Raw genomic sequence first — 17,393 nt, 5'->3', positions numbered from 1 at the left:
GGTCGATGCGGACCTTGACCAGCGGCTCCGGGCGGCGCTGACGCGGCCCGCGCGCAATGAAGTGCTTCATCACGCGCCGCACCTCGCTCTTGCCACGTGCAGGCCGGGTGTGAGCACCGGCTTTGTCTTCGGCAGCACGATCCGGCCGTCGAAGTCGCAGAGGTAGAAGTTGAACCACGAGCCGTAGGACGCCGTCCCTGTCAGCTCGGTGAGCTTGTTCGGCAGCCGATTCAGCACGCCCTCCACGGTCTTCTCGTTCTTGTTCAGCGTTCCGGTGAGATCGGTCAGCCCGGCGATGTCGTCCTTCAGGGGCGGACGCGCGTCCTTGAGCAGCCCCGAGGTGGCGTCCGTCAGGTCGCCGATGCTCACTATCGACTGCCCGATGGACTTGCGGTCGGCGGACAGTCCCGAGACGAGCCGCCGCAGCTGCTTGAGCAGCCCGGAGAAGCGGGCGCCGCGCTTGTCCAGCGTCTCCAGCACGGTGTTGAGGTTGTCGATCACAGAGCCGATCAGCTGGTCGCGGCCGGCCAGGGTCGTGGCGAGTGAAGCCGTGTGCGCGAGCAGGCTTTTGACGGTGCCGCCCTCACCCTGGAGTGTCCGGATGATCTCGGTGGCGAGCTGGTTGACGTCCTGCGGACTGAGCGCGGCGAAAAGAGGCTTGAAGCCGTTCAGCAGCGCGTTGAGGTCCAGCGCGGGCCGCGTGCGCGACAGCGGGATCGCCGCGCCGGGCTTCAGCCGGGTGCTGTCTCCCGCGCCCTGCGTCAGGGCCACGTAACGCTGTCCGACCAGGTTCCGGTAGCGGACGACCGCGCCGGTGCTTTTCAGGAGCGGACGGTCCGCGCCGACGGTGAAGGTGACCTCCGCCAGCGTCCGGTCCTTGATCCGGATGCCCTCGACCTCGCCGACCCGCACCCCGGCCACCCGGATGTCGTCGCCCTGCTCAAGGCCCGTCACATCGCTGAACACCGCGCGGTACGTGTGCTCCGGGGCAAAGGAGATGTTGACGATGGTGGCGGCGAGCAGAGCCGTCGCCAGGATCGTCACCAGGGCGAAGAGGCTGAACTTGATGAGCGGGGCGGCCGTCTGCTGGGCCCCCGGCATCCTCGTGGGCGCCGGCGTGTTCGGTGTGTTCATGCGACGCTCACCGCCGTCCCGCGCGCCATCGGTCCGAACAGCAGGGTCGCGACCGGCGGCACCTCATCGGCGGGTACGCCCAGGACGGGCGCCACGAGGGAGCCGACGGCGCGCTGCTCGGCCGAGGTGGCGGTGACGCCGGCCGGACCCGACGGATGTCCCGTCGCCGAACCGTCGTTGAGGTGGACCCCGGGTGCGGGCACCGGGGGATGGGGCAGGCCGCGGCAGTTCGGCCCCGACCGGTCGGCGTAGCGGGGATACTCACCTGGTTCGTACGCGCCTTGCTGGCGGACGACTTCGAGCGTGATGTGCATCTTGCCGCGCCGGAACGCCTCCTCGGACGCCCGCTCCTGGCGGACCAGGCCGGCGAGGAGGCAGGGGTACTCGGGCGAGTAGCGGGCGAAGAGGCTGAGCGTGGGGCGGGAGACCCGGCCCAGGGTGATCAGCCGGTCGCCGTTCGCGTCGAGGAAGTCGTCCGCGGTGCCCGCCGCCGTGGCCGTCGTGGTGAGCGCGGCCGCGAGCCGGTCCCGCTGCTCGACCACCGTGCGGCTGGTGGTGACCGTGTTGCGCAGGATGTCCATCAGGTCCGGCGCCGCGTCGCCATACACCTCGGCGACGTCGGCCAGGCGTGCGAAGTCCTCGGTGAGGGAGGGCAGATGAGGGTTGAGGCGGTGCAGATAGTCCTCCACGCGCGTGAGGTTGTCGCCGATCCGGTCGCCGCGCCCTTCGAGGGCGGTGGCGAAAGCGGAGAGCGTGGCATTGAGCTTGCCGGGCCGCACGGTCCGCAGCAGCGGCAACAGGTCGTTCATCAGCTGCTGGAGCTCGATGCCGACGCGTGTGCGGTCCTGGGTGATGACATCTCCGGCGCGAATGGACCGGGCCGACCGGTGCGCGGGCGCGACCAGGTCGACGTACTTCTCGCCGAACAGCGTCTTGGGCAGCAGGAGCGCGCGCACGTCGGACGGGATGGACGCGGCGTACTCCGGCTTGAGCGCGATGTCGAGCGTCGCCTTCGTCCCGTCGGCGCGCACCGCGCGCACCTCGCCGACCAGCAGCCCGCGCAGCTTGACGTCGGCCCGCGGATCGAGCTGGTTGCCGAGGCTGCCGGCCTCCAGAGTGATCCGTACGGCCGGGGTGAACGCCTGCTGGTACACGGCGACGGACAGGGACAGCAGCAAAACGAGCACAGCGAGGAACACGACGCCGTACAACCGCAGTCTCAGCACCCTCGTAGCCCTCATACGGCTCACCCCGCAATCCGTACGGTCGTGTTGGCGCCCCAGATTGCGAGCGACAGGAAGAAGTCCAGGACGTTGATCGCGACGATCGACGTGCGCACGGCACGTCCCACGGCGACGCCGACGCCCGCAGGGCCGCCGCTCGCGTAGTAGCCGTAGAAGCAGTGCACCAGGATGATGAGGACGGCGAAGACGAGCACCTTGCCGAAGGACCACAGCACGTCGACCGGCGGCAGGTACTGCTGGAAGTAGTGGTCGTAGGTGCCCGCCGACTGCCCGTAATAGCCGGTGGTGATGATGCGGGCGGCAAAGTACGACGACAGCAGCCCGACCACGTACAGCGGGATCACCGCGACGAAACCGGCGATCATCCGGGTGGTCACCAGGAACGGCAGCGAGGGGACCCCCATGACTTCGAGGGCGTCGGTCTCCTCGCTGATCCGCATTGCGCCGAGCTGCGCCGTGAACCCGGCGCCGACCGTCGCGGACAGGGCGAGCCCGGCCACCAGCGGGGCGATCTCGCGGGTGTTGAAGTACGCCGAGAGGAACGCCACGAAGTTGGAGGTGCCGAGCTGGTTGAGCGCGGCGTACCCCTGCAGGCCCACCTCCGTGCCGGTGAAGAACGACAGGAAGGCGATGACACCGACCGTACCGCCGACGACGGCCAGCGCCCCGCGCCCGAAGCTCACCTCGGCGAGCAGCCGCAGGATCTCCTTCTTGTAGCGGCGCAGGGTACGGCCCGTCCACGCCAACGAGCGGCCATAGAAGGCCAGTTGGGCGCCGAGATCTTCGAGAGAGCGCAAGGGCCGCTGGAGAAGTCGCATCGGCTAACCTCTCTGCGGGACGACTTGGAAATACACCGCGGTCATCACGAAGTTCGTCACGAACAGCAACATGAAGGTGATCACCACCGACTGGTTCACGGCGTCGCCCACACCCTTGGGACCGCCCTTCGCCGTAAGTCCCTTATATGAGGCGACGATCGCGGCGATCGCGCCGAACACCAGCGCCTTGATCTCGGCCGCCCACAGGTCGGAGAGCTGGGCGAGCGTGGTGAAAGAGGCCAGATAGGCGCCCGGTGTGCCGTTCTGCAGGACGACATTGAAGAAGTAGCCGCCCGCCACGCCGACCACCGACACCAGGCCGTTGAGCAGCACCGCCACCACCATCGATGCCAGGACCCGCGGGACGACGAGGCGGTGGATGGGGTCGATGCCGAGCACCTGCATCGCGTCGATCTCCTCGCGGATCTTCCGCGCCCCGAGGTCCGCGCAGATCGCCGTGCCGCCGGCGCCCGCGATCAGCAGCGCGGTGACGATCGGCGAGGCTTCCCGCAGCACCGCGAGGACCGAGGCGGCCCCGGAGAAGGACTGGGCGCCGAGCTGCCGCGTCAGGCTGCCGATCTGCAGCGCGATGACCGCGCCGAAGGGGATCGACACGAGAGCCGTCGGCAGGATCGTGACGCTCGCGACGAACCACGCCTGCTGAATGAACTCCCGTGCCTGGAAAGGCCGTCGGGGCATGGTCCGGACCACGTCCAGCGCCATCGCGAAGAGGTTCCCCGACTGTCTGAGCGCCCCGGTCGGTGACAGGCTCATGCGTCCGCCACCTCCTTGCGGTGCAGCTCGGCCTCGCGCCGCGCGATCGCCTCCCAGCGGGGCGGGCGGGTGATGTCGGGGCCCGGCAGCAGACGCGGCGTCATGTCGTTGCCGACATGGCGGGCCTTGCGGTCCAGGTCGCCGAGCCGCGCCAGCTCCTGCTCGACCTGGGCGGCGTCCTTCTCCTCGGCCATCCCGATGGGACCCTGCATCCGGCCGTTCAGGAACTGCTGTACGACGGGCTCGTCGCTCCTCAGCAGCTCCTCGCGGGGCCCGAACATGATCAGTTCACGCCGGAACAGCAGGCCGATGTTGTCCGGCACCTGGCGGGCCGAGGCGATGTCGTGTGTGACGATCAGGAAGGTCGCGTCGATCTGTGCGTTGAGGTCGACGATCAGCTGGTTGAGATAGGCGACGCGCACCGGGTCGAGGCCGGAGTCGGGTTCGTCGAAGAGGATGATCTCCGGGTCGAGGACCAGGGCCCGGGCGAGACCGGCCCGTTTCCGCATGCCGCCGGAGATCTCGCCGGGCAGCTTGTCCTCGGAGCCGATCAGCCCGACCATGTCCATCTTCTCCAGCACGATGCGCCGGATCTGGCTCTCGGACTTGCGGGTGTGCTCGCGCAGCGGGAAGGCGATGTTGTCGTACAGGCTCATCGAGCCGAACAGCGCGCCGTCCTGGAACAGCACGCCGAAGAGCTTGCGCACCTCGTACAGCTCGTGCTCGCGCAGTTTCGTGATGTCCCGTCCCGCGATCTTCACGGAACCCCGGTCCGGCTTCAGGAGTCCGACGAGCGTCTTGAGGAACACCGACTTGCCCGTGCCCGAAGGGCCGAGCATGACCGAGACCTCCCCGGCGGGCAGCGTCAGCGAGACGTCCTGCCAGATGACCTGGTGACCGAAGGACTTGGTCAGCCCTTCGACACAGATCTCGACACCCATCCGATCCACCCTTCGGCCGTGGAACAGCTCCGACAACTGCTCTACGGGGAGGGGAGGGGCGTCCGTCGCTGCGGAGGTGGATTTCTTCGGACGATCTTTTCGGGCGGTTCTTCGGAGGTTCTACGGCAGCGTGGCGGGAGCCTCCGGGAGGACCGGAACCGTCGAGGGGAGCGTGGACGCGGCCGGCAGGCCGGGGAGAGCGGGCACGCTCGGCAGGTCGGACACGCGGGGGACGTCGGGGAGGTCGCGGACATCGGGCACGGACGGCACCGGCGGCAGTGGGGCGTCCGGCAGTGATGGCACCGACACGGACACCGACCGCGGCAGCAACGAAGGCAGACGGCCGTGATCGCCGGGCGTCGGCGTCGCCGGGGCGGCCGGCAGATCGAGGGCGTTCGGGGTGGCGGCACGGCCGCCGCCATCGGGCCGGACGGTCGGCGTGGGCGTCTCGGCCCCACGGGACACGGAGGGACCGGAAGCCGCGCCCTGCTCGTTTCCGTAGTGGACGTACGGCAGCACACACCCAGCCACCACCAGGGTGCAGGCAGTCGAGGTCACCGCCACGGCCGCCTGCACGTGACCGCCCGAGCGCAACTTGCCGCGCCCCCACAGGAACAGGGCGAAGCCGAACGTACCGGCCAGCGAGTTGCGCAGCGTGCGCCGTGCCCGGGCGAGCAGCGACTCGACCGTCCGGTAACTCAGCCCCATGCGAACGGCGACCTGGCCGACATCGAGGTCCTCGGACTTCAGCCGGAGTGCTTCGGCCTGGCGAGCGGGCAGCTCCCCGCTCCGCACGGCCAGCCACCTGGCCTCGGCCCGGTCGCACACCGCGTCCTCGACGGGCGCCGGACCCGGCATGACGAGTGTGGGGCTGCGGTGTACCTCGGCCTCACGGTTGGCCTGACGGTACCGGTCGACGCACAGCCGCACGGTCACGGTCGTCAGCCAGGCGCCGAGACGCTCGTCGTCCAGGTCAGGGCGCTCCGCGGCACGCAGCATCGCCTCCTGCACCGCGTCCTCGGCATCCTCCGGGCTCATCGACCTGCGCCGGGCCACCTTGAGCAGTTGCTCGCGGTGGCCCCACATGCGCTGCCAACGATCGTCGGCCGTTTGCGTCCAAACAGGCATGTCCGTCGCCATGAGAGCCCCTTCGCGGTCACCCGCCGGTCTTGTGCCGTCCGGCGAGTGGCGACATTACCGCCCAGTATCCGCGGTTGTGGAGGGGGAGGAGGCCATCGAGTCCCCACTGTTGCTGGTCAGTGAACGGTTGGCGGGCGCTCTGCTGCAACCCCCGTCGGCTCCGTGACCGTGCTGGCTCGCCCGGTGATGGATCCGCTGGAGCCCGTACGGGTCACGTATGGCGACGAGCCAGTGTCTCAAGTCGCTTGCCAACTCCTGTAGTTGGCTGAGCTCCCCAGTGACGCGTGCGCTGCACTCCCAGGCGGACCGCAGGCGCCGTTCTGCTTCTTCGCCCTGCGGGCGCGACGTTCGAACCGTGAGAACACGGCGGTCGGCCAAGAAGTTCATGCCCCTCTGGGGCCTCCCTTGGTCGCTCATCTCCCGTGCTCCTTCGTCGCCCCCCCGCAGGGCGAGACCAGCCGGCACTGCATCTCGGCTCCCAAGCCGATGAAGTTGCCGGATGCGCAGCCCAGCCGACCCCGGTGGTACTGACATTTGTCGACATCTCCGCAGCTAGCCACGCTCAGAGGTTCCCCGGACTCACCGTCGGGCTCCTACGGGATCTTGCGCGAGCCGCGGCGGCTGGGACGGGCAAGATCTGCTGACTGCTGCGAACAAGGCCGTCACCCGGACACGGGCATCGGTCAAGCCCGTGAACGATCTATGGATGCCCCGAAATGGATCTGATGGATGCGCAGCGCACAGAGGTGCCACCTCGCCTCACGCTGTTGCCTGCCGACACCTCGAGGGGGTTCCCAACTGCGTAGAGCTCACAGGCGAGGAACGCAGAGCCGAGGTGGTCGATCGACGCCGGCTGGGCAGATGAGCACGCGGAAGCTCCTGGTGGACAGGCGATCCTGGTCGTGAGCTCGACCATCAGGAGCATCTTCACGTCCGGACGCCAATCTCTCCAACTATCCCGCCAGAGCAGCAAGGTTGTAGCTCACCGGCACTGTTCGGACCGAGAACGCCTATTCCTGGACCTGCCTCGGATCGACCGGAATCTCCCGTGCCTTGTTCTCGGCGCGCTCCTCGGCGCTCAACTGCCGCGCCACGGTCCCGCAGCAGCGGTCGTACTGGTTCTGCCAGTCCGCCATGAACGCGTCGTAGCTGGACCCGCCGATCAGCTTCAGGTCCGACTCGTCGTTGTGCCAGACGCCGTTGCTCGTCCAGTTCGAGGACCCGACGAACACGATCCTGGAGTCGGACGCACCCGCGTAACCGCCGCTGACCATCATGTACTTGTCGTGCGTGTAGTGCAGAGCATTGCCGTTCGCGTCGGTGCCGTGGGTGGTGTCGTGCACGTCGATATTCGGCCGGTTCTTCAGGTAGCTCTGCACGCTGTCATCCACCTGGCCGGCGGTGATGAGAATGTGGATCTTGACGCCGGTCCGTGCCAGACTCACCAGCTTCTTCGGCAGCTCCAGATAGTTCCGGTCGCCCGGCTGCCCGTGAGAGGTCCACTGGAACATGGCGATGTTGATCGTGGCCGGCGCCTTGATATTGCTCAGGAAGTCGACCCAGGTGTCACTTCTGGTGCGCGCCTTGGGCCACTGGTAGGAGGGCGGGGACAGTTTCCTGGCGGCCGTGGCGCTCGTGGAGTTGTAGTAGTCGGGTACCAGCGGGCCCGGGCCGTGGATCGCCCCCCTGGCCATGGCGGTGAAGTAGCGGACGTAGGAGTTGTACAGGTCGACGTTGCCCTTGACGGTGGCGCTGCTGTTCCACGCGGTGCCGGCCTGGGCGGAGGTGGGGTTGGCGCTGCTGACGGTCACAGTCCTGTTCGCATCGCTCCCGCCGCTGAGCATGTAGTACTTCGCGTGCAGGGCGGAGCCGCCGAAGTGGGACAGGCAGCCGCCCGGGCACAGCGCGGCGAAGCTGGAGGCTCGCGGGTCGTTGCCCAACTCGGTGACCATCGACTGCCAGAGCTTGTTGTCGCTGTGAGCGTCCATCAGCGCCTTTACGATGACGCCGCGCTGGTGCGCGGCGATCAGGGCGTTGGCGAAATCCGGCCCCGGTTGCGCGATACTGATCGAGTACATGGCGACGCGTACGGTCTGCCCGCAGCCGGCGCTGTTGATCGATTCGATGATCGGGCCCATGATCTTCATCTGGGCGGCGGGGTCCTCCGGGTCGTTGAAACGCGGGCCAGGGCTGGAGGTGAACGTCCGAGACTCGCAACTGAGCGGGGGCTTGGCCTTCTTGACCGCGGCGTGCGCTGTTGTCAGCGACATTACGGTGACGACCAGCGCGGTGATCAACGTGAACGTTCGCTTCATGGGCGGCCTTTCGCCGGACTGTTTAGGATGAAGACTCGGATTGCCGCATGTGGCCCGCAGGAGCGACGCCGCCGTCAGCGGAATCTACTACTGTTCCACCGATTGTTCCGATTCGAAATCCCCGCATTGCGCATCGCGAGATTCCTTGAGCGGGGGAGCAACCGCGGGGTGTTGCTCGGCTGGTCGACCCATGAGTGGTCACCGTGGGGAGCGAACCTTGCCCCCCGCCAGGCCTCGCGCATCGCCGTCCACGGCGAGCGGATCACCGTGCGCGCCGCCGCGACCGGCATGATCCCTCGCACTCGTTCGTGCGCGCGGAGCCGATCCCGACCGTCGCGGTCTCCTGGGCATTCTTCGAGGAGTTCGCGCTGGAAGCCGGCGAGTCCTTCGAGTACCGGTACCGCGTCGTGGTCGCCGACGGCGCCTGGGACCGCGAGCAGGTGGCCACCCGGCTGAAGGGGCTGGCGTGGTGAGCCCCGACACCGGCGCGGCGCCGGGTCCGGACCGCCCGGCGCGATCGGGCCGTCGGCATTGCGCCGGCGGGCGGGGTCAGCGGTCCGAGGTGGAACGGATCGCGGCGATGTCGAACTGGAGGCGGAGCCGTTCGCTTACCATCGCTCCGCCCTCCGCCAACCGGGCGTTGTAGGTCAGGCCCCAGTCCGAGCGGTTGATGGTGGTGGTGCCGTCGAAACCGACCCGCTCGTAGCCGAACGGGTCGGTGACATGGCCGATGTAGGTGAGGTCCAGCTCCACAGGGCGGGTGGTGCCCTTGATGGTGAGTTCGCCGCTCATGCGGTAGACGTCCTTGCCCATGAGCTGAACGGCGGTACTGGTGAAGCTCATCCGCGGATACGTCGCGGCGTCCAGGAAGTCACGCCCGACCAGGTGGGCGTCACGCTGCTCCACCCCGGTGTCGACGCTCGCGGTGTGCAGCACGATGTCCGCGCGGGAGCGTGCCGGGTTCCGGCCGTCGAAGTAGAGGCGACTGTCGTACGAACCGAAGGATCCGCGCACCGTCGTCACCATGGCGTGTCGCACGGAGAAACCGATCCTGCTGTGGGCGGGGTCGATCATCCACTCTCCGCTGAGGGCTGCCAGGGCGGGATCCGGCATCACGGCGGCAGCGGGGGTGGTTGGAGCGGCGGGCGCCGCCGGGCGTCGGAGTGTGGTGCCGCGGCTGAAAAAGTTCATGGGACATGTTGTTACGCGGCGGTACTTCGCACGCGCAAGTCACGGGTGGGAAACCCGCTCATGTATGAACAGACTTTCACAACTCGGAGCACTGCACGGGTACGGTCAGTTACCGGCGGTCCTCCAGGGGAACGCGCGGAAGGCCGTCACCGGGAACGGTGCAAGGGGCTCGCCAGGTGCGGGAAGTGCTGTGCCGTGACCGTCGTGAGCACGCTCATTCCGTGTGCGCCCGGCGTCGGCATCGACATGAGGGCGGGCTGAATTCCGGCTCCTGACCGGAGCCGGATCCGGCGATCGTCAGCACTCGGCCCGGCGTGGTCATGCGAGGCTCCCCTCCTGGGCGCGGTTCCACGCCCGGGCGTATGCGCGGGCCGATGCACGGGGTTCCTCGACGGCGCAGATGCCCGAGACGACGGCGGCCCCCACCGCCCCGGCGTCTCGCAGGCGTGGCAGATCGGCCGGGGTGATGCCGCCGATGGCCACGGCGGGCAGCTCGCTGAGCCGGGCGAGGCGGGCGAAGCCGGCATGGCCGAGCGGTGCCGGGGCGTCCGCCTTGGTCCGGGTCGCATGAAGCGCGCCGATACCGACGTGGTGGACGCGCGCCGGATCCTCGGCGGCGGCCCGCAGTTGATCGGGGGTGGCTGCACTCAGCCCCAGAAGCGCGTCCTCTCCGATCAGTTCGCGTACGGCGGACGGCGGCAGATCCGACTGGCCGACGTGAACGCCCGTCACGCGTGCGCCGGCGGCCCTGGCCGTCAGGAACACGTCCACCCGGTCGTTGACGATCAGTGTCACTCGTTCAGGGAGGACGGCGGCGACTCCCAGAACCGTATGCAGGAACTCCCTCCCGGTGGCGTGCTTCTCCCGGATCTGCACGGCGGTCACGCCCCCGGCCACCGCCAGGGCGACGGTCTCGGCCACGCTCCGGCCGCGGGCCGCGCACTGGGCCGTGTCCGTGACGAGGTAGACCGACAGATCCACCGGTGCCGCGGTCACGAGAGAGCCGCCCGCTCGGAGAGGGCCGCTTCCTCCAGCGCGGCGAGCGCGTCCAGGAAGGCGACGGCGAAGCTGCCGGGCCCGGAGGCCTCCTTCGCGGCCAGCTCGGCGGCGACCGTGTACGCGGTGACGGCGGCCACGACCGCGGCGAACCGGTCCTCGTCGACCGCCGTGAAGGCGGCCATCACCGCACCCAGCGCGCAACCACCCCCGGTCACCCGGGTCAACAGGGCATCACCGTTGGCGATCCGGGCGCTGCGCCCCCCCGTCGGTGACGAAGTCGACGGGCCCGGAGACGGCGACCACACAGCCGGCTGCGCGTGCCAGCTCGCGTGCCGACTCCTCGGCGGCCCCGACGCCGTCGGAGGAGTCCACGCCACGGCCGCCGTCGCCCGCGCCCGCGAGCGCGATGATCTCGGACGCGTTGCCCCGGATCACGGTCGGCCGCAACTGCAGCAGCTCTCGCGCCAGCGCGGTGCGCACCGGCAGCGCGCCGACCGCCACCGGGTCGAGGACCCACGGCGTGCCGGCCGAACCCGCCGCCCGCGCGGCCTCGACCATGGCGGAGCGCTGCTCGGCGTGCGGGGTACCGAGATTGATCAGGACACCGGAGGCGACCCGGGCGAACGGGCCGGCCTCCTCCGGGATGTCGACCATGGCCGGCGAGGCGCCCAGCGCCAGCAGGACGTTGGCGGTGAAGCCCGTGACCACCGAGTTGGTCAGGCACTGAACCAGAGGGGAGTCCGCCCGCACGCGTGCAAGGGCCTGCGGGACGTAGGCGGTGTGATCGGCGGATGCAGCGGGCATGGGATTTCGCTCCGTGGGGGAGGGGATGTCGTTCGGGTGCCGGCGGACGTCAGGGTCCGCCGGCCGGCGGCGGGTCAGTCCTGCGGGCGGTGGCGTAGCCGCAGCGGCGCGTAGACGGCGAGCGCCACGAGGAACGCCACGTAGTACGAGAGGTCGGCGCCGTGCAGGGCGGCCGCCACCGGGCCCACGTACAGACTGGTGTCCATGAAGGGCACGGCCGCGGCGAAGGCGACGGCGAATGCCAGCAACGGGGGCCATCCGGAGTGCGGCCGGGCGGTCTCGGCGGCGACGTCGATCGCCGCACCGCCCCGTGCCCGTGCCCGGGCGATCCAGTCGACGATGACGATCGCCACGAATCCGGGGATCCAGTAGCCGACGAACAGCAGCACGTTCTGGAAGCGGGCAGTGGTGTCGGCAGCGTGCATCCACAGGACCAGAGGGAAGCCGAGCACGGCGGCGAGGGCGGCGGCCGCCGGGCGGGGAAGGCGCACACCGACGGTCTGCAGAGCCAAGGAACCGCTGTAGTCGTTCATGGCGTTGCTGCAGAGCGCCGCCAGCGCGACGGCGAGCAGCCCGAACGCGCCCAACACCCCACCGCCCAGCAGCTTGTCCACCCCTGCTGCGGTCTGGTCGGTCAGCACGGACGCGCCCAGCAGCCCGAGGGCCTGGACGGCCACGAAGGACACCACGAGGCCGAGCAGCGTGAACCAGAACATGCGCGGGCGCGAGGTGGTGCGTGGCAGATAGCGGCTGAAGTCGCTGGCGTACGGGGCCCAGGACAGGGCCAGACTCAGCGCGATGGTGCTGGTCAGGACGAACGCGCGGGCCTGGTCGGCACCATGCGCGGTGCCGGCGCCGACCGGATGGACACCGTCGAGCAGCCGCCAGGCGATCAGCGCGAACGCGGCGGCGAGCACGAAGGTCATGACGATCTGGAGCCGGTGGATGGCCTCGTAGCCCAGGACGCCGAGGGCGCCCTGGGCCAGCATCATGGCCAGGACGCCGAGCCAGAACGGCCAGCCGCACAGCCGCGCGAGCGCGTCCCCGCCGAACAGTCCGATCAGCGCGTCCCAGGCGACCGAGGACAGCCACTGCAGGATGCCGGGCACCGTGACGGCCCGGCCGAAGGCGAGCCGGGCCAGCGGCAGCTGCCCGGCACCGGTCTGGCTCCCCCAGGTGCCCAGGTAGGCGGTGGGCACCGCGCCGATCACCGTGCCCAGCACGACGGCGGCGAGCGCGGTGGCGAAGTCCAGGCCGAGGGCGATGCCGACGGTGCCGGTGAATACGCCGGTCATGGTCAGATTGGGGGCGAACCACACGGTGAACAGGCGCCCGGGACCGCCGTAGCGGTTGCTCTCGGGGACCGGCTCGATGCCGTGCGTCTCGACGCGGAGGTCGCCGGGCGCCGCGGGCATCCGTCCGTCGAAAACGGTCTGTCGGCCGTCGGCAGGCAGCCCGCCGGAAACATGCGTCAAAGGCATGAAAGACATCCCTCCGCCAGTGCGAACTGGTTCAGGTTCGACGGGTGTGATCTCAGCCCTCGGGTAGGGCACCCCGTGTCCGGTACGACGGTCAGACTAACCCGGTCCCGTCGCCCACCTGCACCGAGGTCTGTGTGGCGGACGACTCGGTGGGAACCCCCGGGGCGTGGACGCGTGGTCCGCGTCACGGCTGCGGCGCGCCGTGCTCACGGTCGCGTCCCCACCTCCGCGTGACCCGTGCGATCCAGATGCCAGCGGTGTTCCACCTCGAAGCGGTGCAGCCCGGTGCGGCGTTCGACGATCACGTCGACGATGGCTCGTTCCGTGTTGGTGCACGTGGCGGTCGCTCCGTCGGGGTCGGTGTAGGAGAGCGACACACAGTCGGCCGGATCCTGGGTGACATCGATCCGCACCCTGCGCCGCGCGGTGCCGCCTGCGACCGACCAGTCGGGCAGCCCGATCCGCGCACGCAGCAGTGGAGCGGTCAGCAACGGGTCGCGCGGCCAGTCGGTGCCACCGATCCGCAGCTGAAGCATGGGCAGCGGTGGCAGCCACCGCATGGTGGGACGGCGGGCGACGGCGGCCACCACTTCCAGTACGTCCCCTCCGCCGAGGCCCGCATGGAGCCACGCCCACCGCTGGGCATTGCCGTGACCGGCGATCCTGGCGACGCCCCCCACGGCGCCCGAGAGGGTGAACCGCCGTTCTCCGACGACGAGTTCACCGTCGAAAATGGCGTCAGGGGCAGGCACGATCTGGGCGGCGGGCAGGAGTTCACGCTGCCAGGACCAGCGCGGAAAGGTGTAGAGAGGCTCTCCGCCCCCGGTGACCGCCAGCCGCCAGGTGATCGCGCCCGCGGTGCCCTCCAGCAGCCGGGGCGTCGCCCGGACCCCCGGCACCTCGAAGTACGCCTCGCCCTGGAGCAGCGGCGAGTCCGGGGCCCCGAACCGCTCGGTGACCGGCGGTCCGTCCGGGGGGAAGACGGATATCCAGCCGTGCGCCCGGGCCGGGCCGTGGTGCTTGGGCGCCACCACTTCGTGATGGATCCACACGCCGGTCCCGGTACGGGGATCGGTCAACGTCGCGTACCAGACTTCGAGCCGCCCTGGACGGCCAGTCATCCGCGGCGGGTAGAGCGAGTTCACGAGGGGGTTTCCTTTCACCGGGGCGCGGGGGCCCCGTACCGGGCGCGCACGCCTGCCTCGGCGGTGCTCTCCACGATGCCGGGACAGGCCCGTTCGGCCAGCGCCGCGATAGTCAGTGAGGGGTTGACGCAGAGCGAGGTCGGTACTGCCGAACCGTCGGTGACGAACAGGCCTGGATGGCCTCGCAGTTCGCCGCGTTCGTCGAGCGCCGAGGTTGCCGGGTCGTCGCCCATCCGGCAGGAGGCGAGGGGGTGTGCGCTCACGGACCCGGCGGCGTTCTCGCTCCAGGGCCGCACGCGCGCAAGACCGTCGCGCTCCAGCACCGCGCGCGCCTCGCCGTCCGCGGCGGCCCAGCCGCGCAGGGTGTTCGCCGTCGGCCGGTACGAGAGCGTGGACAGGCAGAGGGATGCGGCCACGCGAGTCGAGCTTCCCGTGGGCGGCGGAGGGCCGAAGACGCCCTCGTTGTCGTCCTCGGTCATGGCGAGCACGGAGAGCCACGACGGCCAGCGTGCCCGCATCTCCTTCTTACGGACACCGAACCAGCTCGTCGCCGGGGTGTCGGTGGCCTGGGCCAACAGATCGGTGATGCCGGGGAAGTAGATCTGCTGAAGAGAGAATCGGGTGAACTCCGCCCCTTCCGGGTCGAGCCGGTCGTACGACATCGAGCCGATGGGCTTCCCGATGGGGAAGCCCTGGTACGGGATGCCCGGTGCGCGCTCGAGACCGAGCAGGTCGCGCACCTTGCCTTCGTCGACGTCGGCGATGGACACGCGGTCGCCGTTGCCCGAGAAGTAGCGCCCCACGGCTTGCGGGACGCCGCCGAGCAGGGGAGCCGAGCGCTGCAGCAGCACGGGGGTGGCCAGAGCGCCTGCGGCCAGCACCACGGTCTTGGCCTCGATCGTGCCCACGCCGACCGGCAGCCGGTAGTCGCCGGCGTCGAGCTGCGTGTACGAGACGCGGTAGCGGTAACCGGGTGTGGTGGCAGGCGCGATCGTCTGTGCCTCGTGGAGCGGGCGGATCTCGGCGCCGTGCGCGGTCGCGGCGGGGAGGTAGTTCAGCAGCATGGAGCGCTTGGCGTCGAAGTGGCATCCGTTCAGCATCCAGTTGCAGTTGGTGCAGCGGGCCAGGTCGACGGCGACGGGTACGGGGTTGCAGGTGCGGCCCGCACGGGCGCACGCTGCGGCGAACAGCCCTCCGGGGTAGGGGACTTGGTCCCAGCTCTGCTCGGCGACGGGCAGAGCCTCCTCGACCCGGTCGTACCACGGGTCGAGGGCGGCGCGCGTCAGGGTCGAAGGCCACAAGCGGTGGCCCAGACTGCCGCGGCGGTCGAAGACGAAGCCCGGAGCCCGCAGCGAAGCGGCGAAGTAGACCACGCTGGACCCGCCGACGCAGTTCCCGGCGACGACGGTGATGCCGTCGCCCTGCACGAGGTCGACGATCCGGGTATAGCTGCCCAGGCGCAGGTCATGGGTGAAGTCGGGGGCGGTGAGGTGCGGTCCGCGTTCCAGGATCACCACTTCGGCGCCGCCCGCGGCCAGATGGTAGGCGGGGATGGCGCCGCCGAAGCCGCTGCCGATGACCAGCACGTCGGTGCGTTCGGTGACGCTCATGCGGGGTGCCCTCCGGGGGTGGTGAGCGGGTGCTCGGAGGCGAGCCTTCTGCCGTACGAGTAGTCGGGGAAACGCCACAGTCCGTCGGCGCCGGGCGCCGGGAAGCCGATCCAGACCAGGCCCGGGTGGCGTTGCCGGATGGCTGCGGTGGTGTGAAGGTGGGCTGCGGTGTCGAAGGCCGCGGCGGCGAAGAGCGCGAGCAGCACGTACAGCTGCCGGTCCGGGGCTCCGGGTGTGAGCAGCTCTCCGGCGAGCGCGGTGCGGTCGGTGAACCGCATTGCGACGAAAGGAGGTCGAGTGGGCAGCAGGACCCGGCCGTGGGTGGCCGCAAAGGCGAGGGCGCGGGCGTTCACCAGGAGCGCCAGCTCGGGCAGCAGTACGCCGATGCCGAGATCGGGAAGGCTGAGCAGCTCGACGGCCCCCGCCTGTACGGCGCCGGGACCGGGGGCCGCCCCGGCGATCGCCACGTCACCGCCGTACCGCTTCTCACCCGGGACCATGGTGTCCGCAAAAGCCTCCAGCGTGGCGGTCGTCGGGTCGGGCAGCGCGAGGGAAGCGGGCTGCCCGACCCGATCCACCGGGACCGGCTCGGGCACAGGACGCGCCGGAGGCGCCGCCTCGGCGGTCAGCTCCCCTGCCCGCAGGGCAGCGACGGCCGCGGTGAGCCCGACGAGCAACCGGCGCCGAGCAGGTCGTCCGGGTGGTTCGCTCAGCACAGCCCGCTCACCGGCAGCCGCACCATCACACCCGCGGCGTCGCGCACGAGCGCGTCGGCGAGCCGTGCGTCGTACGGTCGGATCACCTTCGCGGCGTCCTCGGCCCGCGCGGGCTGCCCGGCGACGGTGATGTTGCGAACCCTCGCCGCGGCGCTGCCCTCCGCCTTGTCGAACCAGTAACTGCCGTCCCAGCCGACCAGTTCGGTTCCGCCGGCCGTGGCCTGCACGCTCCAGTGGTCCAACTGCCAGTAACGGCAGGCCGGTACGGCGAGCGCGAAGCGTGCCGGCTCGGCCAGCAGGAAGCGTGCCGCGCCGCCGTTGGTCACGGTGATGTCCCGCTTGGCGTACTCCACGCACAGCGGGTCGGCGCCGAACAGGGAGAGCGGCGGCGTCTCGCCCTCACCGTAGCGGTGGAAGGTGCACGCGGAGGCGTACGAGGGGTCGGTGTATCCCCCGACGCCCGGTTCTGCAGCCGAGGCCGAAGCGGCGGTGAGCAGCGCGGCAGTTGCCGCCAGCACTGCGCCGAAGACGGTGAGGCGGGAGCTCGTGGACAGGGCGCCGAGGGGGTTCGTCGTGTGACGGAGTACAGGCACAGCAGGACCTTCTTCACGTCCCAGCCCTGATGGGCGGCGGTTACCGGCGGTCACATGCAGTCAGCATCTTGATCGCTGCACGCTGTCTGCGCAAGGGATGGGGCGGAGGTGATTTCCGGTCGGTGGAGAGGCAGGGCGCCGGCACGCCTTCCGGACAGGCGAGGTGTGCCTGCCCCGCCGGACAACGGTGCCGGAACAGACGCGTACGCCGCGTGGCGCGAGGCCTCGGTGAAGCGATCACCGCACTACGGAGACAGGCCAGGGCCACGCCCGCCGTCAGTGCGCCGAGTCCCTCGGCGGGCGCCGGAAGCGGCCCCGGCTCCTCCATGGCCGCCGGTCCGTCACCGCGCGGCGGAGCGGATCCGCTTCGGTCCCCGTCCGGGTGGAGACCCGGCGTCAAGGGCGGCAAGATCACCGATGTCCGATGCGCGGCGGGCCGATGAGCAGGGCACGGCGGCCGGGGACCGCGCGTGCGGCTGCATTCCTGC

Annotated in this window: 16 protein-coding genes, 1 pseudogene and 1 riboswitch; of the genes and pseudogenes, 1 reads left to right on the top strand and 16 read right to left on the bottom strand. The window is 70.1% G+C overall.

Annotated features, from left to right (window positions below):
* Positions 1-69 precede the first annotated feature (69 nt).
* The 7 genes from ACFYP5_RS12890 to ACFYP5_RS12860 all read right to left on the bottom strand — a co-directional run bounded on the left by ACFYP5_RS12890 (position 70) and on the right by ACFYP5_RS12860 (position 8,366).
* Positions 70-1,134, bottom strand: coding sequence for an MCE family protein (locus ACFYP5_RS12890; RefSeq protein ID WP_389034290.1), 1,065 nt, complete (start codon positions 1,132-1,134; stop codon positions 70-72).
* A complete protein-coding gene (locus ACFYP5_RS12885; protein ID WP_389034288.1) occupies positions 1,131-2,375 on the bottom strand; it encodes an MCE family protein in 1,245 nt (414 codons plus the stop codon). The genes ACFYP5_RS12890 and ACFYP5_RS12885 overlap by 4 nt, the downstream gene beginning before the upstream one ends.
* 5 nt (positions 2,376-2,380) lie before the next feature.
* Complete coding sequence (locus tag ACFYP5_RS12880; RefSeq protein WP_389034285.1) at positions 2,381-3,196, bottom strand: MlaE family ABC transporter permease; 816 nt, start codon at positions 3,194-3,196, stop codon at positions 2,381-2,383.
* A gap of 3 nt (positions 3,197-3,199) precedes the next feature.
* Positions 3,200-3,970 (bottom strand): MlaE family ABC transporter permease, encoded by a 771-nt coding sequence (locus ACFYP5_RS12875; RefSeq protein ID WP_389034282.1) that lies wholly within the window; start codon positions 3,968-3,970, stop codon positions 3,200-3,202.
* Positions 3,967-4,911, bottom strand: a complete 945-nt coding sequence (locus ACFYP5_RS12870) for an ABC transporter ATP-binding protein (protein WP_389034279.1) — start codon at positions 4,909-4,911, stop codon at positions 3,967-3,969. Before ACFYP5_RS12870 ends, ACFYP5_RS12875 begins: the two co-directional genes overlap by 4 nt.
* 120 nt (positions 4,912-5,031) lie before the next feature.
* Positions 5,032-6,051, bottom strand: coding sequence for a sigma-70 family RNA polymerase sigma factor (locus tag ACFYP5_RS12865; RefSeq protein ID WP_389034276.1), 1,020 nt, complete (start codon positions 6,049-6,051; stop codon positions 5,032-5,034).
* Positions 6,052-7,061: 1,010 nt separating this feature from the next.
* Entirely contained in the window at positions 7,062-8,366 is a 1,305-nt protein-coding gene (locus ACFYP5_RS12860; RefSeq protein ID WP_389034273.1) for a phosphatidylserine/phosphatidylglycerophosphate/cardiolipin synthase family protein, read from the bottom strand.
* A 296-nt stretch (positions 8,367-8,662) separates the two neighbouring features.
* Here ACFYP5_RS12860 and ACFYP5_RS12855 point away from each other — a divergent pair.
* Positions 8,663-8,839 (top strand): annotated as a pseudogene (locus tag ACFYP5_RS12855) (DUF6807 family protein); the annotation flags it as partial.
* Between the two features lie 76 nt (positions 8,840-8,915).
* Here the strand turns inward: ACFYP5_RS12855 and ACFYP5_RS12850 are convergent.
* The 9 genes from ACFYP5_RS12850 to ACFYP5_RS12810 all read right to left on the bottom strand — a co-directional run bounded on the left by ACFYP5_RS12850 (position 8,916) and on the right by ACFYP5_RS12810 (position 16,905).
* The gene (locus tag ACFYP5_RS12850) at positions 8,916-9,557 is read right to left on the bottom strand and encodes a YceI family protein (protein WP_389034271.1); all 642 of its coding nucleotides are present in this window, start codon (positions 9,555-9,557) and stop codon (positions 8,916-8,918) included.
* A 318-nt stretch (positions 9,558-9,875) separates the two neighbouring features.
* A complete protein-coding gene (gene thiE, locus ACFYP5_RS12845; RefSeq protein WP_389034268.1) occupies positions 9,876-10,553 on the bottom strand; it encodes a thiamine phosphate synthase in 678 nt (225 codons plus the stop codon).
* Positions 10,550-10,771: a hydroxyethylthiazole kinase gene (locus ACFYP5_RS12840; protein WP_389034487.1), complete on the bottom strand. Its 222-nt coding sequence runs from the start codon at positions 10,769-10,771 to the stop codon at positions 10,550-10,552. The genes thiE and ACFYP5_RS12840 overlap by 4 nt, the downstream gene beginning before the upstream one ends.
* 16 nt (positions 10,772-10,787) lie before the next feature.
* Positions 10,788-11,360, bottom strand: coding sequence for a hydroxyethylthiazole kinase (locus ACFYP5_RS12835; RefSeq protein ID WP_389034265.1), 573 nt, complete (start codon positions 11,358-11,360; stop codon positions 10,788-10,790).
* Positions 11,361-11,434: 74 nt separating this feature from the next.
* The gene (locus ACFYP5_RS12830) at positions 11,435-12,841 is read right to left on the bottom strand and encodes a purine-cytosine permease family protein (RefSeq protein ID WP_389034262.1); all 1,407 of its coding nucleotides are present in this window, start codon (positions 12,839-12,841) and stop codon (positions 11,435-11,437) included.
* A riboswitch (TPP riboswitch) is annotated at positions 12,833-12,927 on the bottom strand. It overlaps the preceding gene by 9 nt.
* Positions 12,928-13,047: 120 nt before the next feature.
* Complete coding sequence (locus ACFYP5_RS12825; protein WP_389034260.1) at positions 13,048-13,962, bottom strand: hypothetical protein; 915 nt, start codon at positions 13,960-13,962, stop codon at positions 13,048-13,050.
* A gap of 38 nt (positions 13,963-14,000) precedes the next feature.
* Positions 14,001-15,596: a GMC family oxidoreductase N-terminal domain-containing protein gene (locus ACFYP5_RS12820; protein WP_389034257.1), complete on the bottom strand. Its 1,596-nt coding sequence runs from the start codon at positions 15,594-15,596 to the stop codon at positions 14,001-14,003.
* On the bottom strand, positions 15,593-16,096 hold the full coding sequence (locus ACFYP5_RS12815) for a DUF5987 family protein (protein WP_389034485.1): 504 nt from the start codon (positions 16,094-16,096) through the stop codon (positions 15,593-15,595). The genes ACFYP5_RS12820 and ACFYP5_RS12815 overlap by 4 nt, the downstream gene beginning before the upstream one ends.
* Positions 16,097-16,305: 209 nt before the next feature.
* On the bottom strand, positions 16,306-16,905 hold the full coding sequence (locus ACFYP5_RS12810; RefSeq protein WP_389034254.1) for a hypothetical protein: 600 nt from the start codon (positions 16,903-16,905) through the stop codon (positions 16,306-16,308).
* Between the last annotated feature and the right edge of the window lie 488 nt (positions 16,906-17,393).

The organism is Streptomyces sp. NPDC005262 (genome assembly GCF_042872425.1).
Lineage (GTDB): Bacteria > Actinomycetota > Actinomycetes > Streptomycetales > Streptomycetaceae > Streptomyces.
This window is presented reverse-complemented; position numbering and strand designations above follow the sequence as displayed.